The sequence below is a fragment of the Streptomyces sp. NPDC002870 genome, from assembly GCF_042888505.1.
Lineage (GTDB): Bacteria > Actinomycetota > Actinomycetes > Streptomycetales > Streptomycetaceae > Streptomyces.
In genome coordinates this window covers 1-14,098 of the sequence record NZ_JBIAPW010000026.1, presented here as the reverse complement: position 1 = coordinate 14,098, position 14,098 = coordinate 1, and the positions used below count along the sequence as shown (strand labels likewise).

General features: G+C 69.1%; 12 protein-coding genes and 6 pseudogenes. 9 read left to right on the top strand and 9 right to left on the bottom strand.

All coding sequences use genetic code 11. The features are described 5' to 3' along the window. Window positions 1-109 precede the first annotated feature (109 nt). The 3 genes and pseudogenes from ACFYWY_RS26790 to ACFYWY_RS26780 all read left to right on the top strand — a co-directional run. Complete coding sequence (locus ACFYWY_RS26790; protein WP_389190572.1) at window positions 110-511, top strand: DUF485 domain-containing protein; 402 nt, start codon at window positions 110-112, stop codon at window positions 509-511. Then, the gene (locus tag ACFYWY_RS26785) at window positions 508-2,124 is read left to right on the top strand and encodes a cation acetate symporter (RefSeq protein WP_389190571.1); all 1,617 of its coding nucleotides are present in this window, start codon (window positions 508-510) and stop codon (window positions 2,122-2,124) included. The genes ACFYWY_RS26790 and ACFYWY_RS26785 overlap by 4 nt, the downstream gene beginning before the upstream one ends. Window positions 2,125-2,168: 44 nt before the next feature. Further along, window positions 2,169-2,561, top strand: a pseudogene (locus ACFYWY_RS26780) (SRPBCC family protein); the annotation flags it as partial. Between the two features lie 58 nt (window positions 2,562-2,619). Here the strand turns inward: ACFYWY_RS26780 and ACFYWY_RS26775 are convergent. After that, entirely contained in the window at window positions 2,620-3,834 is a 1,215-nt protein-coding gene (locus tag ACFYWY_RS26775) for an RNA-guided endonuclease InsQ/TnpB family protein (RefSeq protein WP_389190570.1), read from the bottom strand. Between the two features lie 50 nt (window positions 3,835-3,884). Here ACFYWY_RS26775 and tnpA point away from each other — a divergent pair, with 50 nt between their 5' ends. Both tnpA and ACFYWY_RS26765 read left to right on the top strand, forming a co-directional pair. Further along, window positions 3,885-4,313 (top strand): IS200/IS605 family transposase, encoded by a 429-nt coding sequence (gene tnpA / locus ACFYWY_RS26770; protein WP_389190569.1) that lies wholly within the window; start codon window positions 3,885-3,887, stop codon window positions 4,311-4,313. Between the two features lie 74 nt (window positions 4,314-4,387). Then, window positions 4,388-4,492: pseudogene (locus ACFYWY_RS26765) on the top strand (SRPBCC family protein); the annotation flags it as partial. A gap of 14 nt (window positions 4,493-4,506) precedes the next feature. Here the strand turns inward: ACFYWY_RS26765 and ACFYWY_RS26760 are convergent. The 6 genes from ACFYWY_RS26760 to ACFYWY_RS26735 all read right to left on the bottom strand — a co-directional run bounded on the left by ACFYWY_RS26760 (window position 4,507) and on the right by ACFYWY_RS26735 (window position 10,411). Next, window positions 4,507-5,421, bottom strand: coding sequence for a LysR substrate-binding domain-containing protein (locus tag ACFYWY_RS26760; protein WP_389190568.1), 915 nt, complete (start codon window positions 5,419-5,421; stop codon window positions 4,507-4,509). Next, window positions 5,418-6,605, bottom strand: coding sequence for a glycine C-acetyltransferase (locus tag ACFYWY_RS26755; RefSeq protein ID WP_389190567.1), 1,188 nt, complete (start codon window positions 6,603-6,605; stop codon window positions 5,418-5,420). Before ACFYWY_RS26755 ends, ACFYWY_RS26760 begins: the two co-directional genes overlap by 4 nt. A gap of 23 nt (window positions 6,606-6,628) precedes the next feature. Beyond that, a complete protein-coding gene (gene tdh / locus ACFYWY_RS26750; RefSeq protein ID WP_389190566.1) occupies window positions 6,629-7,657 on the bottom strand; it encodes an L-threonine 3-dehydrogenase in 1,029 nt (342 codons plus the stop codon). A gap of 313 nt (window positions 7,658-7,970) precedes the next feature. After that, complete coding sequence (locus ACFYWY_RS26745; RefSeq protein ID WP_389190565.1) at window positions 7,971-8,996, bottom strand: dipeptidase; 1,026 nt, start codon at window positions 8,994-8,996, stop codon at window positions 7,971-7,973. Window positions 8,997-9,137: 141 nt separating this feature from the next. Beyond that, complete coding sequence (locus ACFYWY_RS26740) at window positions 9,138-9,641, bottom strand: two-component system response regulator (RefSeq protein WP_389190564.1); 504 nt, start codon at window positions 9,639-9,641, stop codon at window positions 9,138-9,140. A 296-nt stretch (window positions 9,642-9,937) separates the two neighbouring features. Then, complete coding sequence (locus ACFYWY_RS26735) at window positions 9,938-10,411, bottom strand: DUF6397 family protein (RefSeq protein WP_389190563.1); 474 nt, start codon at window positions 10,409-10,411, stop codon at window positions 9,938-9,940. 42 nt (window positions 10,412-10,453) lie between these two features. Between ACFYWY_RS26735 and ACFYWY_RS26730 the strand changes: the two genes are divergently transcribed. From ACFYWY_RS26730 to ACFYWY_RS26720, 3 genes and pseudogenes are all read left to right on the top strand, one after another. After that, on the top strand, window positions 10,454-10,759 hold the full coding sequence (locus tag ACFYWY_RS26730) for a hypothetical protein (protein WP_389190562.1): 306 nt from the start codon (window positions 10,454-10,456) through the stop codon (window positions 10,757-10,759). 26 nt (window positions 10,760-10,785) lie between these two features. Next, window positions 10,786-11,121, top strand: a pseudogene (locus ACFYWY_RS26725) (peptide deformylase); the annotation flags it as partial. After that, window positions 11,063-11,188 (top strand): annotated as a pseudogene (locus ACFYWY_RS26720) (hypothetical protein); the annotation flags it as partial. The pseudogenes ACFYWY_RS26725 and ACFYWY_RS26720, both read left to right, overlap by 59 nt. Before the next feature lie 147 nt (window positions 11,189-11,335). On the opposite strand, the pseudogene ACFYWY_RS26715 reads toward ACFYWY_RS26720, so the two are convergent. Both ACFYWY_RS26715 and ACFYWY_RS26710 read right to left on the bottom strand, forming a co-directional pair. Continuing rightward, window positions 11,336-12,324, bottom strand: a pseudogene (locus tag ACFYWY_RS26715) (methyltransferase domain-containing protein); the annotation flags it as partial. Further along, window positions 12,321-13,055 (bottom strand): annotated as a pseudogene (locus ACFYWY_RS26710) (transposase); the annotation flags it as partial. The pseudogenes ACFYWY_RS26715 and ACFYWY_RS26710, both read right to left, overlap by 4 nt. A gap of 139 nt (window positions 13,056-13,194) precedes the next feature. On the opposite strand from ACFYWY_RS26710, the gene ACFYWY_RS26705 reads away from it, so the two are divergent. Beyond that, a partial coding sequence (locus tag ACFYWY_RS26705) for an IS701 family transposase (protein WP_389190561.1) occupies window positions 13,195-14,098 on the top strand: 904 nt, incomplete at its 3' end.

Here is a 14,098-nt window from a genome sequence, read left to right as displayed (position 1 = left end):
ACGGTTCATGCAACAATGCACCGGCTACCGCTACCCGCGAGTAACGTAGCCGCTCCGTCAGCATGCCCTGCCCCTGCCCGCCGCACAGGCATACGAGGAACCAAACGCGATGTCGTACTTCCCACCACCGCCCTCATATCCCGAGCAGCCGGGCCACCCCCACCATGCCCACCAGTTCTGGCAGGCGCCGCCGCCGGCCGAGCCACCGGTCGATCCGCGCCGCGACATACGGGCGCTGAGTGCCGCCTACCGCCGACTGCGCCGCGTCGCCACTCTCACCGCCCTCGGGTACTTCGTCCTGTTCCTCATACTCTCTGCCTACGCGCCGGAGCTGATGACGGGCAAGATCACAGGCGGCCTCAACGTCGCCCTGCTGCTCGGCCTGATCCAACTCCCCGTGACCCTGATCGCTGTTTCCGCATACGAGAAGTCCGCGCGCCGCCGGGTCGACCCGCTCGCCGCAGCCGTCCGCATCCAGGCCGCCCCGACCACCCAGGGAGCACGCCGATGAGCGGGTTCAGCTCCGAAGCCCAGACCATGTCGTTCGTCGCCTTCATCGCCGTGACCACAGTGACCCTGCTGTTGTGTGTGATGACCGGGCCCGACCGGGACGACCTGGACGAGTTCTACACCGGCTTCCGCTCCCTGTCCCCCATGCAGAGCGGCCTCGCCATCGCCGGCGACTACATCTCCGCCGCGAGTGTGCTGGGCACCATCGGAGTCATCTCACTGCTCGGCCAGGACGGTCTCGTACTCTCCCTCAGCACCGTGCTCTCGCTGGTGCTGCTGATGTTCCTGCTGGCCGAACCCCTGCGCAACGCGGGCCGGTTCACCATGGGCGACGTGCTCACCCGGCGCGCCCCCAGTTCCGCCGTCCGCATCACCACATGCCTGGTCACCCTCATCGCCCTCTTCCCCCTGCTGATCTTCCAGCTGGCGGGCGCCGGCGATCTGCTGGCCTTCGTCCTCGGTATCAACGCCGCGGGCTTCAAGACCGGCTCCATCGTGCTGCTCGGCCTGCTGATGATCATCTACGCGGCCATCGGCGGCATGAAGGGCACCGCCTTCATCCAGATCGTGAAGACCGTGGTCCTGCTCGCCGCGGCCGCCGCGATCGCCTCGCTCATCCTGAACCGATTCGACTTCAGCATTCCCTCGCTGCTGGACGCGGCGGCCCGCGGGAGTGGTGCGGGCGACGCGTATCTCGCGCCGGGGCTCCAGTTCGGCGGCGACGGGCTCGACATGATCAGCGCGCAGCTGACCGTCGTGCTCGGCGCGGCGTGCCTCCCGCACATCACGATGCGTATGTTCAGCTCCCGCAGCGCACCCGCCGTGCGGCGCTCCATGTCCTGGGCCGTCTCGACCGTCGTCGTCGTATGCCTGCTCTGCGCCGTGATCGGCTTCGGCGCCGCCGCTGTCGTCGGCCACGAGCAGATCACTGGCGCCGATCCACAGGGCAAGACCTCGATCCTGCTGGTCAGCCAGGCGATCATGGGCTCCGACGTCTCCACCTTCGAGACGCTGCTGTTCACCGCCATGACCACGGCGATCTTCCTGACGCTGCTGTCGTCCGTCGCCGGCATCACGCTCGCCTGCGCCAACACCCTTGCCCACGACCTGATCACGCACGGGCTGCGCCGCAAGCAGGCTCTGCGCGACAGCACCGAGATGACCATCGCCCGGGCGACGGCCGCGGCGGTCGGTCTTACGGCGATCTTCCTCGCGGCGGCATCCCGGCATGTGAACCTGCAGGCGATGGTCACCCTGTCCTTCTGTCTGGGCGCCTCCGCCGTCGCGCCCGCGCTCATCTACAGCCTCTTCTGGCGCCGGTACAACCGCACCGGGCTGCTGAGCACACTCATCGGCGGTACGGCGAGCGTCCTGATCCTCATCACGGGAACCACCCTCGTCTCTGGTTCCGACCAGGCGATCTTCCCCGACAGCGACTTCACCTGGTTCCCGTACACCACTACGGGCCTCGTCTCCGTCCCCGTCGGATTCCTCGCCGGCTGGGTCGGCACTGTCTTCGCCCGACACAACCCGGGGGCGCGCCGCCAGGAGGAGTACGAGTACGACGCGGTCGAGGCTTCCATCCTGGCCGACGCCGCACGACCGAACGGATGATCACCGGCACTCGTCCACCCGTAGCCATGAACGGAGTCGTACCCATGGCACGTACCTTCTCGGTCTCGGACAGCATCGTCATCGACGCCGCACCCTCGACGATCTACGCGCCGGTCAGCAACCCCTCACTGATGGGCCGCTGGAGCCCGGAGAACCGGGGCGCGACGGTACTCGACGGCGCCGAGAGGGCGTACGTGGGCATGGTCTTCGACGGCTACAACAAGCACGGGCCGATGCGCTGGACCACGCGGTGCACGGTGACCGCGGCGGATCCCGGTGAGCGGTTCGCCTTCCGGGTGCGGGCCATCGGGCGGCGCCGGCCTGTGCTGCCCGGTCCCCTCGCCACCTGGGAATACCGCTTCGAGGCCGTCGACGGCGGCACCCGGGTGACCAAGATCTGGACCGACGACCGGCATGCCTGGCCCGATACGCTGGCCCGCTGGCCCATGCCTTCGACAGGGTGACTCCTCCCCGCCTGGAGGACGGGGCTTCTCGCTATGCCGGTTGGGCTTTGCGACGGACCAGCCCGGCCCGTAGAACGTTGAGAGCGCCCACTGTGTCGGCGTGCGCGGTGTGGCCGCAGGCGACGCAGTGGAACTTCTCCTGTGTGGGCCGGTTCTCCTTCGCTGTGTGCCCGCATTCGGGGCACCTGCGGGAGGTGTTGCGGGGGTCCACGGCCATCACTTCCCGCCCGGCGCTTTCAGCCTTGGCGTTCAGGATCGCGAGGAACACCCCCCAACCGGCATCGTTGATCGAGCGGTTCAGCCCGGCCTTGGCGGCGGCCCCGTTGGGCAGGAAGGTGCCCGGCTGGTCGGGGTCCGGCTTGGGGGCTGGGGCCTTGCTCATGGTGCGGATCTTGAGGTCTTCGTGCGCGATGAAGTCGTGTGCGCGGACCAGACCGAGGGCGGTTTTATGCGCGTGGTCCAGGCGCCGGCGGCGCACCTTGCCGTGCAGCTTGGCGACCTGCTCCACGGCCCGCTGGTGGTTGGCGGTGCGGTCCTTCGCCCTGCGTCGCGGGAACCGGGACAGTGCCTGCTGCGCGGCTTCGAGCCTCGCAGCAGCGTGGCGGCCGTGACGCGGATTGTCCACGAACCCGCCATGGGAGTCGGCGATGAAGTTCGCTATGCCCAGGTCGATGCCAACCACACTGCCGGTCGCCGGTAGCGGCTCGGGCTGCTCCTGCTCGGCGGTCAGCACGACGAACCACTTGCGCTGCTCGCGCTTGACGCTGATCGTCTTGACCTTGCCGACTACGGGCCGGTGCCGGTTGACCTTGACATGTCCGACGCCTTGCAGGCGCACGCGGGTGACAGGGTCGTGCGAGGTGGAGTCCCACCGGCAGCCGTCGCCGTCCTTGGGGAACTCCACCGTGTCGAACCAGTTCACCCCACGAAAACGCGGATACCCGGCCCTCTGGCCGGACTTCACCCGACGGAAGAACGCCGCGAACGCCTTGTCCAACCGGCGCAAGGTGGCCTGCTGCGAGGAGAAGGACCAACGCCCCTGACGCTCGGGGTCGAAAGCCCGGATCTCCTTCAACTGCGCCGACTGCATCCCGTACCGGACGGTGGTCTTCGAGGTGTGCCGGTAGGCGTCACGGCGTTCCTGCAACGCCCCGTTGTAGAGGGAGCAGTGATCCCGCAGCATCTCGCCGAGCGCCTGGCCCTGCCGGACGGTGGGCCGCATGAGGAACTTGTACGCACGGATCATCCAGCCCACCCCCTCCGGTCGAGTTCGCTTGATCATACTACCCTTGGCGTATGTCACCACGCTGGGAACCGGATCCCGACATCCGTCGCGGAAACCACGTCATCCACAACCTGCATGTGCATTTGGTGTTCGTAACGAAATACCGGCGCGGCGTCTTCAACGACGAGATGCTGACCCGCTGCGAAGAGATCATGCGGAACGTCTGCCAGGACTTCGAGGCGGAACTCAAGGAGTTCAACGGCGAAGAGGATCACGTGCACCTGCTGGTGCACTATCCGCCGAAGATTGCCCTGTCCAAGCTGGTCAACAGCTTGAAGGGTGTCTCTTCCCGTTACTTGCGGCAGGAGTTCACCAACCGCACCAACCGCACCACTATGCACGGCCGGTTCTGGTCGCCGTCCTACTTCGTGGGGTCCTGCGGCGGCGCACCGCTCTCCACCGTCCGCCAGTACATCGAGCAGCAGAAACACCCGCTCTGACGTGCAGGTCAGAGCAGCCCAAAGATCGCATTCCCTCCCGGCCTGAAAGCCGGGATTCCCTGCGAAGATCAGGGATGGCGACCCGGGGGCATACGTTCGCCGACTTCCAGCGGCGCAACATCCGCACCACCCTGGACAACCTGAAGCAGGCGATGGAGGCGGCGCCCGCCGAGGACTGACCGGGCGGCTGTGCTCAGTCGGTGGACAGTCCGGCCGCGGCCCCGGCGAGTGCGTCGAGGACCGGCCGGAACAGCGGGTGCGCTTCCGCGCCGCGGCGTACGGCGGCGAAGACCCGGCGGGTCGCCGCCGGGCCCGCCACCGGCCGTACGACGGTGTCCTTCAACTCCATCCCGCGCAGGGCCGAGCGGGGCACCAGCGCCACCCCGGCACCCGCTCCGGCCAGTGCCACGACGGCGCGGAAGTCGTCAGAGGAGTGCGTGAGGCGGGGCTGGAAACCCGCGAGTTCGCAGGCGAGCAGCACCATGTCGTGGCAGGGGTTGCCGGGGTACGGACCGATCCAGTCGCTGTCCGCGAGCTCGGCCAGCGCGACGCGTTCGGCCGCGCCGAGAGGGTGTCCGGCGGGCAGCACGGCGTCGAAGGGCTCCGCGTACAGCGGCACGCGGGCCAGGCGCCGGTCGTCCTCGCGGGGAGCTCCCCGGTACTCGACCGCGACGGCCAGATCCGCCTCGCCGTCGAGCACCAGCGGCAGGCTCTCGTCGCCCTCGGCGTCCCGTACGCGTACCCGGATGTCCGGGTGCTCCGCGGCGAGACGCACTATGGCCGGGGCGACGACCTCGGCGATGCCGGTGGCGAACGCGGCGACGGTGACCTCGCCGGCCGCACCGCCCGCGTAGGCCGACAGCTCCGCCTCGGCTCGCTCCAGCTGGGCGAGCACGGCATGGGTGTGGGCCAGCAGGATCTCTCCCGCGGCCGTCAGCCGGACCCCCTTGCCGCTGCGGATCAGGAGGGCGTGGCCGGTCTCCTGCTCAAGTGCGTTGAGCTGCTGGGAGACGGCCGAGGGGGTGAGGTAGAGCGCGGAGGCCGCGGCGGTCACCGTTCGGTGGTCCGCCACGGCCCGCAGGATGCGCAGCCGCCGAGGGTCGATCACCCAGTCATTGTCGCCCGCGCGTCGACGAAGGCCGCCACCGCCCGTTCGACGTCCTCGGTGGAGTGCGCCGCGGAGAGCTGGACCCGGATCCGGGCCTGGCCCATCGGGACGACGGGGTACGAGAAGCCGATGACGTACACGCCGCGCTCCAGCAGGAGTTCGGCCATCCGGCCGGCCTCGGCGGCGTCGCCGATCATGACGGGGGCGATGGCGTGGTCGCCGGGCAGGATCTTGAAGCCGGCCTCGGTCATCTTCGTACGGAAGAGCGCGGTGTTCGCGTTCAGCCGCTCGCGCAGGTCACCGGCCGACTCCAGCAGGTCGAGGACCTTGAGGGAGGCGGCGGCGATCACCGGGGCGAGGGAGTTGGAGAAGAGGTACGGACGGGAGCGCTGGCGCAGCAGGGCGACGATCTCGGCGCGGGCCGCGACATAGCCGCCGGAGGCGCCGCCGAGCGCCTTGCCGAGGGTGCCGGTGATGATGTCGACGCGGTCCATCACGCCGTGCAGCTCGGGGGTGCCGCGGCCGCCGGGGCCGACGAAGCCGACCGCGTGCGAGTCGTCGACCATGACCATCGCGTCGTAGCGGTCGGCGAGGTCACAGATCTCGGCGAGGGGGGCGACATAGCCGTCCATGGAGAACACGCCGTCGGTGACGATGAGGCGGCGGCGGGCGCCGCCCTCGACGGCCTCCTTGAGCTGCTGCTCGAGGTCGGCGAGGTCGCGGTTGGCGTAGCGGTGGCGGCGGGCCTTGGACAGGCGGATGCCGTCGATGATGCTGGCGTGGTTCAGCGCGTCGGAGATGACCGCGTCTTCGGGGCCGAGGAGAGTCTCGAAGACGCCGCCGTTGGCGTCGAAGCAGGAGGAGTAGAGGATCGTGTCCTCCTGGCCGAGGAACGCCGACAGGCGTGCCTCGAGCTCCTTGTGCACGTCCTGGGTGCCGCAGATGAAGCGGACGGAGGCCATGCCGTAGCCCCAGCGGTCCAGCGCTTCTTTGGCGGCGGCGACGACCTCGGGGTGGTCGGCGAGCCCGAGGTAGTTGTTGGCGCAGAAATTGAGCACGTCGCCAGAGGCGACGGAGACGGAGGCGCTCTGCGGGGTGCCGATGACCCGCTCCGGCTTGTAGAGACCGGCGGCGCGGATCTCGTCGAGGGTGGTACGGAGGTCGTCGCGGACGGACGCGTACATGGTGGGACTCCTTAGCGAAAGGCTCAGACGGTCCAGTCGAGGATGATCTTGCCGCTGCGGGCGGTGGCGGCCTCGTCGAAGGCGGCGTCGAAGTCCTGGTAGCCGTAGCTGCCAGTGATCACCGGGGTGAGGTCGAGGCCGCCTTCGAGCAGGACCGTCATCGCGTACCAGGTCTCGAACATCTCGCGGCCGTAGATGCCCTTGATGGTGATCATCGAGGTGACGATCTTCGACCAGTCGACGGCGAACTCGTCCGCGGGCAGGCCCAGCATGGCGATGCGGCCGCCGTGCGTCATATTGGCGACCATGTCGCGCATGGCCTCGGGGCGGCCGGACATCTCCAGGCCGATGTCGAAGCCCTCCTTGAGACCGAGCTGCCGCTGCGCCTCTGCGATGTCGCTCTGGGCGACGTTCAGCGCGAGGGTGGCGCCGGCTTTGCGGGCCAGCTCCAGGCGGGGCTCGCTGACATCGGTGATGACGACACTGCGCGCGCCGGCGTGCCGGGCGACGGCCGCGGCCATGATGCCGATCGGGCCCGCGCCGGTGATCAATACGTCCTCGCCGACCAGCGGGAAGGAGAGCGCGGTGTGCACGGCGTTCCCGAACGGGTCGAAGATCGCGGCAATGTCCAGGTCGACCTGGGTGCGGTGCACCCAGACATTGGAGGCGGGCAGCGCGACGTATTCGGCGAACGCGCCGTCGCGTCCGACGCCGAGGCCAATCGTGCTGCGGCACAGATGGCGGCGGCCGGCGAGACAGTTGCGGCACTTGCCGCAGACCAGATGGCCCTCGCCGCTCACCACGTCGCCCACCGCGATGTCCTGGACGTCAGCGCCGACCGCGGCGACTTCGCCGACGAATTCGTGGCCGAGGACGCGGGGCGTGCTGACGGCCTGCTGGGCCCAGCCGTCCCACGACCTGATGTGCAGATCGGTGCCGCAGATCCCGGTGCGCAGCACCTTGATCAGCACGTCAGCGGGGCCGGTCTCCGGCTCCGGCACGTCCATGAGCCAGAGGCCTGGCTCGGCGTGCTGCTTGACAAGTGCCTTCATCGGGGCGGCTCCAGCATCGTGGTGGGGGTGACCGAGGACAGGTGTGAAGACTGTGGCGGGTGCGGCGGCAGATGCCCCGGTTGCGGAAGCTTCGGCAGTGCCTGCCGGTAGACCTGCACCAATCTGCCGATCGGTGACTTCAGAGTCCATCGAGGATTTCTTAAGCGGGCCAACAGCGCAGCTTCATGCGACACGGACAACACGTTGCACGGGAACGGGGTCCGTGCCCCGCAAGGCCTCACCGAACCCCGGGTCGGACCACTCGATCAGCTGCGGGTCCCGGTCCCACCGCTGTCGGGAGCCCCTTCGTTCCTCAGGTCGAGCGGCCCAGTTCCCTGCGGAAGAGGTCCATGACGTTGCCGCCGAGGATCCCCCGGATGGTGTCCTCGGGCAGTCCGCGCCGGTGGAGCGTCTCGGTGACCAGAGGCAGGCCGCGGGGGCCCTCGAGGCCGGGCAGCGCCCACTCGAAGTCGTAACGGTCCTCGCAGCAGGGCGGGGTGATGTCCTCGTTGACCTCTTGGATGAAGTCGGGCCCGAGGCCCACGTGGTCGGCTCCCGCGATCTCGGTGATGTGCAGGATGTGATCGGCCAGCCGGTCGAGGGTGCAGTCGGCGGGGTCGGCTGCGAGGAATTCGGGCAGGAAGTTCACGCACACCGTGCCGCCGGTCGCGGCGATGCCGCGGATCTGGCTGTCCGTGAGGTTGCGGTGGTGGTCGCGCAGGGCGCGGGCCGAGGAGTGGGTGGCTATGACCGGGCGGGTGGCCAGCTCCAGGACATGGGCGACACCGGACGCGCCCAGGTGCGAGACGTCGAAAAGGATCCCGAGGCGCTCCATCTCGCCGAGCGCTTCGACGCCGGCCGCAGTGAGGCGACTGCCGGTGGCGTCTTCACCGCTGCCGTCGGCCAGTGGCGTACGGCCCCAGTGGGCGATGGATGCGACCCGCACGCCGAGCCGGTGCAGCGTGGCGAAGAGCTCCACGTCGGCGTCGACACCCGGTGCGCTCTCCAGCGCGAGTACGAGTGCGATCTTGTCCTCGGCCAGTGCCGCGTCGACATCGGCCCCGTCCAGGCAGAGCCGAACCGTATCCGCGTTGCCTTCGGCGATGGTGTGGGCGCATTCGATCATGCGTAGTGTCTCGCGCAGTGCCCCGTCGGGGCGGAACTGGTCGCTGATGAAGACCGGCAGCACTTGCACATCGACGCCGCCGTCGCGCAGTTGGGGCAGCCAGCGCTCGCGGAAGAACTCTGCCCAGCGGTGCGGCGGACGGGCCGTGACCGCCATCAGCAGGTCGTTGTGGGCGTCCGCTACGACGGAGCGATGGTGCAGTGCGAGAGGCACACTCCGGCCTTCCTGATCGGGGGTGGCGCGGGCGCCGAGAACAGGTCGTTCAACGGGCGGCGGGCGACCGGTTTTACGTGCCGCGTCGGCGCCGTCGCGGGCGTACGGCTTGCACGGCTCCGGCAGCCGTCACAACTCCGGTCAGTCGACGCCGCGGATGATGCGGGCGCGGCCCGTCGTACCACCGCTCTGGCGCGACACCCGCGCGTCCAACAGGTTGGCGAGGTCGGCGGCCGCGTCGGCCCGTCGGTCGGTCAGCGCGCTGACCTGGGCGCGCAGGCTCTGGTTCTCGGTGTACAGATCGGCGAGCGCCCTTACTTTCGTACGCACCACCCAGGGGTCGACGGGTTTGACCAGGAAGTCGGAGACGCCGAGGTCGTACGCCCGGGCGGCCAGGTCGTCGTCTCTGCCGAGGCCGGTCATCAGCACGACAGGCAGGTTGCGGGTGTGGTCGAGGCGTTTGAGATAGGCGAGCACCTCCAGGCCGTCCATCTGCGGCATCACGACGTCGAGAATCACCACACCTATGCCGCCGCGCAGGACGGTCTTCAGCGCTTCGTCCCCGCTGTGTGCCCGTACCACCGGTCGCCCCACGGGGCGTAACAAGCTCTCTATCGCGAAGAGGTTGTCCTCGCGATCGTCCACCACAAGGATCTTCAAGGCACAACCCGCGTCCCCATTTGTGCCTCCCTGGACAGTCGGCCACATCAGCGTACGCCGCGCGCCCCGACGAGGGGGCCCCGTCAGTGTCATTCCTCTCCCGCGCGGCTTCGGGCGTAGGGGCAGTATGAAGCTTCCGACGGCGTGAAGCACCAAGCGTGAACGCGCCCCTTTGTCCGGTTTCCGAGTCGGCCGGTCAGCAGTGTCCCCTACGGACCACCGGGGCCCGTCCGCCCCGGTGGACCCGCACCATCCACCAGCATCCCGCGGCACCGTACGGGTCAGCCCACCGGCGCCGGCTTTCTGAAACGCAGTCGCCCGAGCAGGCCGCGTCCGTGGGGACTTCGGCGCACCGGCATCAGCCGGGGTCGCCTGGAGACCGCCTCACCCCTGAACTCGGGGTCGGTCTTCGTGGCGGGCCGCGGCGCCGGGCGCAACTCGCGCGCCTCCCGCAGGGCCTGGGCCAGGCTCACTCGGTGCCAGAGGATCTCGTCCGGGTGGTCCGCCAGGAGCAGCCGCTCGACCAGCTCCCTCCCCGCCTGCGATTCCGGGCGGCCGGGGACGAGTTCGGGCCGAAGCACCCGCAGACGCGAGCGTTCGTAGGGATCGGGCACCACCTCCCCCACGGCAACCGGGTCGAGTACCGAGGCGATCGCCGCGGCCCGCTCCCAGGGGTCCTCGGTCCTGCGCAGCAGCAGTCCGAGCCGTCGGCCCCGCCAGTTCCGTGCGCGCCGGTCCTCACCGGCGTCCAGCATCGTCCGCAGCGCGGGTGGGGTCCTGCCACTGAGGAGGGCGGGATGGGCGAGGGCGAATTCGCTCCGCTGATTTCTTCGGCCAGATGGATCACACTCACGCCCGCGCTGCACGCTCGATACCGTCTGGAGTGGCGGTTCCCCCTCGTTCACCGCGAGATCGACCACCTCGACGGCCTCCTCTACACCGACCGCATGAAGCCCGGCGTCGAGCCCATCCCGGTCGAGGAGTACCGCCAGACCGGCCTTATCTACAGCTGTCAAGCATCTGCGCAGGCAGACACGTTGTGGCGGCATCAGGTACATGAGGCACGTGGCCTTTCTGGAGCTGAGGGAGGAGCACGCCAGTGACCCCGCCGTCCACCGCCAGCGACACCATGAAGTCGATCGGCATCGTGCAGGAGGGGACCTCCGTCCTCACCGATCCGACCCGCCCCTTCGAACTCCCACGAGAAGTCGCGGAGGCTCGGGAGATCGTGGCGGCGCTCCATGCGGCAGCCGACCGTGCGGCGACAGTGCACACATTCAGCAAGGTGATGGGCGTAGCCACTCCGCAAATCGGGGTCGGTCGGCGTGTGGCCATCGTCGGTCCGGCGAAGGGCGATGCCATCACTCTCTTGAACCCCGTGGTGGTCGAGGAGTCGTCAGACACCGATGAGCAGTTCGAGGGTTTCCTGTCGTTCTTCGATGTCCGCGGCAAGGTTCCCCGCCCGCGCACGCTGCGGGGTACGGCATCAGGACTTCGATGGGCAGTGTCAGACGACGATCTTCACCGATGGGCTCGCCCGGCTGGTCGCACACGAAGTCGATCACCTGGACGGGGGCTGTATGTCGCGCGGATGGCTCCCGGCAGCAGCACGATCTCGGTGGCCGAGTACAAGGGCACTGGACAGACCTGGCGGTACAGCCCGCGCTCCGGGGCATAGGTCAAAACAGCCTTGGCAGCGGCAGGCAGGGCATCTGCGGGTGCCGCAGGTGCTGTCCGCCGTCGTAGACGTGCAGGGTGAATGTCTCCGGTCCCGGCCGGTCGGCCTCGTCTAGGCATCCAGGACGCGCTCGATGCGCTCCCACAGCCGCACCGGGCCGGCTTCGCGCACCCGCCAACCGCCGTCGTACGGGGTGAGGGTGGCGGCTGAGCCGGTCACCACGTCGACTAGGTTCACCACGTCGCCGACTGTTGTCATCTGCGCGTCCGGCACCGCGCTTTGGGCGAGGAACCGTAGGTGGAACGCTTCCTCGGTGGCGACGGTGATCCGCTGGGGGTTGTGCCGACCCGTCCGCGGTTTCTCCGGCAGGCCGGCCGCCCAGTAGGCGGGGTTGCCGAACGTCGGCGCCGCGTGGGCACGCGCGGACATGAACGACACTGTGCCGCCCAGCAACTGGCCCTCGGCCGTGCCGTCCTCGGCGACGGTCAGCAGGACGCGGGCGTATCCGTAGAGCCAGCCGCTGAGGGTGAGCAGGATCTTCCCTCCCGGCCGGGTCTGGGCCAGTAGCGCGGGCGGCACGGCGCGGAACGAGCAGGCGGCCACGATCCGGTCGAAGTGGGCCTCGGGCCAGTAGCCGTACAGCCCGTCCGCCGCGGCGAGCGTGGGGGTGTAGCCGCAGCCGTACAGTGCGCTCGCTGCCGTCTCCAGTCGGTGCGGGTCGACCTCGATGCTGGTGACGTTGGCGGAGCCGAGACGCTCGCATGCGAGCGCCGTCGAGTAGCCGGTCCCCGTACCGATCTCCAGCACCGTTTGTCCCTCCTGGAGGTCGGCGTCGGCCCACATCCGCAGTACGAGCGAGGGCAGCGTGGAGGACGACGTCGGGGCTCCGCCATGCCGTTCCGCCGGATTCTTCCAGTCGGGTTCGTCGCCATCGAACTGCGTGATGAGCGTGGTGTCCGAGTACGCGGCGGCCAGCCACCGGCCATGTTCACGGCACCCTTTTTGCGGCGGTTGACGCCCCACATGCGGTCGTCGCCGATCGAGTAGCAGCCGTGGAAGTACCGGACGCCGTGGGTACGGTGGTAGGTGGCGGGCAGCCGGTCGGGTCGCCCCTGCTCAGCCCAGCACGAGCCTGTGGTGGGCCTGATCCCGAGCGGGCCGAACTCGTCGAATGCGAAGACGCGGTCCGGGAAGCGGTCCACTACTTCCTCGATGCGGTCCAGTTTGGCGTCGCGTTCGGGGTCCGGGGATTCCTTCCAGTTCTTGGTGCGCTGGAAGGTGATGCCGCGGCGGGCGAGCAGGCAGCGTAATGCTTCGCGGCCGATGCGGATGATCCGACCGTGGACTTTGTGCAGGTAGGCGACGAGTTTGCGCAGCGACCAGCGGGTGAAGGGCTGGCCGAGCTTGGCAGGTCGGGTGGTGGCCGTCGCCACGACGAAGTCCTCGTCGTCAGGGCTGAGCAGGCGGGGACGGCCTCTCGCCCACTGAGGGTCCAGACAGGCCAGGTCGATCTCATTGAACCGGTGGATGACATCCCGGACGGTGTCCTCATCGGCCTGCACCAGCTGCGCGATCACTGGCACGCGGTTCCCGCCGGCCGAGGCCAACAGCATCATCGCGCGCCGGTATCGCACCGAACTCGTACTGCCCCGGCGCACGATCTGCTGCAGCCGCTGCCCCTCCTGGTCGGTCAGTCTGCGCACACGGACAGGCTCAGCCACCGCGCCTCCAGCGGTCGGGGCGAATGTCACCGCACATCCAACTGCCACGACCGCCAACCCGGCGAAACTACGCGGTCACATCACTAGTAGGACTCCGTTAGGTCTTCCTCTTGGTCGTGTTTGGGGGCATGTTGGGGGTGTGGACGCACACGAAGTGAACCGTGCTCGGGCGAAGTTGGCGTTATTCGTAGCTGATGTGTTCGCGTCGGTGCCGCGCAAGGATCAGCGGGCGAAGGGTGACTGCTATCTGCGGGGGCTGATGCTGGACGGGCGGCGGAAGTCGATCCAGCCGATGGCGGAGCGGCTGCCGGATGGCAACGAGCAGAACCTGCAGCAGTTCGTGAACCAGTCGACCTGGGATCCGGTGCCGGTGCGGCGGCGGATCGCGGAGCGGATGGTGCCGCTGATCGGCCCGGCTGCCTGGGCGGTCGATGATGTGTCGTTCCCGAAGGACGGCCGGATGTCGGTGGCGGTCGCGCCCCAGTACTGCGGGGCGCTGGGCAAGCGGGCCAACTGTCAGGTCGCGGTGAGCGTGCACGCGGTCTCCGACTCCGCGTCCTGTCCGCTGCAGTGGCGGTTGTTCGTGCCGCAGGAGTGGGCGGACGATCCCGGACGGCGGCGCAAGACCGGGATTCCGCAGGAGGTCGGGCACCGGGAGAAGTGGCGTCTGGCGTTGGACAGCATCGATGAGCTGGCCGGATGGGGTCTGGTCCCGCCGGTGCTGGTGGCCGATGCCGGCTACGGACAGAACGCCGACTTCCGCGACGGCCTGGACGGCCGGGGCATCAGCTATGTCGTGGCGGTCCGTGCGGATGTGACCGCCCACCCGCACGACGCGGTACCCCTCATGCCGCCGTGGTCGGGCAATGGCCGTAAGCCGCAGCCCCGCTACCGGGACAAGCCGTTGGCGGTGGCCGCGCTGGCGGCCGGCCAGGGGCGGCAGACCTTCACCGAGGTGACCTGGCGGGAAGGCTCCCGCGGACCGATGCGCTCGCGCTTTTTGGCGCTGCGGGTGCGGCCGGCCGGGGTCCGAGCCCGCCGCC

Bases quoted from the DNA above. Each gene is read 5' to 3' on its own strand.
- ACFYWY_RS26730 (WP_389190562.1), top strand. From the start codon at position 10,454: ATGGGCGAGGGCGAATTCGCTCCGCTGATTTCTTCGGCCAGATGGATC.
- tdh (WP_389190566.1), bottom strand. From the start codon at position 7,657: ATGAAGGCACTTGTCAAGCAGCACGCCGAGCCAGGCCTCTGGCTCATG.
- ACFYWY_RS26775 (WP_389190570.1), bottom strand. From the start codon at position 3,834: ATGATCCGTGCGTACAAGTTCCTCATGCGGCCCACCGTCCGGCAGGGC.
- ACFYWY_RS26785 (WP_389190571.1), top strand. From the start codon at position 508: ATGAGCGGGTTCAGCTCCGAAGCCCAGACCATGTCGTTCGTCGCCTTC.
- ACFYWY_RS26755 (WP_389190567.1), bottom strand. From the start codon at position 6,605: ATGTACGCGTCCGTCCGCGACGACCTCCGTACCACCCTCGACGAGATC.
- ACFYWY_RS26735 (WP_389190563.1), bottom strand. From the start codon at position 10,411: ATGCTGGACGCCGGTGAGGACCGGCGCGCACGGAACTGGCGGGGCCGA.
- ACFYWY_RS26790 (WP_389190572.1), top strand. From the start codon at position 110: ATGTCGTACTTCCCACCACCGCCCTCATATCCCGAGCAGCCGGGCCAC.
- tnpA (WP_389190569.1), top strand. From the start codon at position 3,885: ATGTCACCACGCTGGGAACCGGATCCCGACATCCGTCGCGGAAACCAC.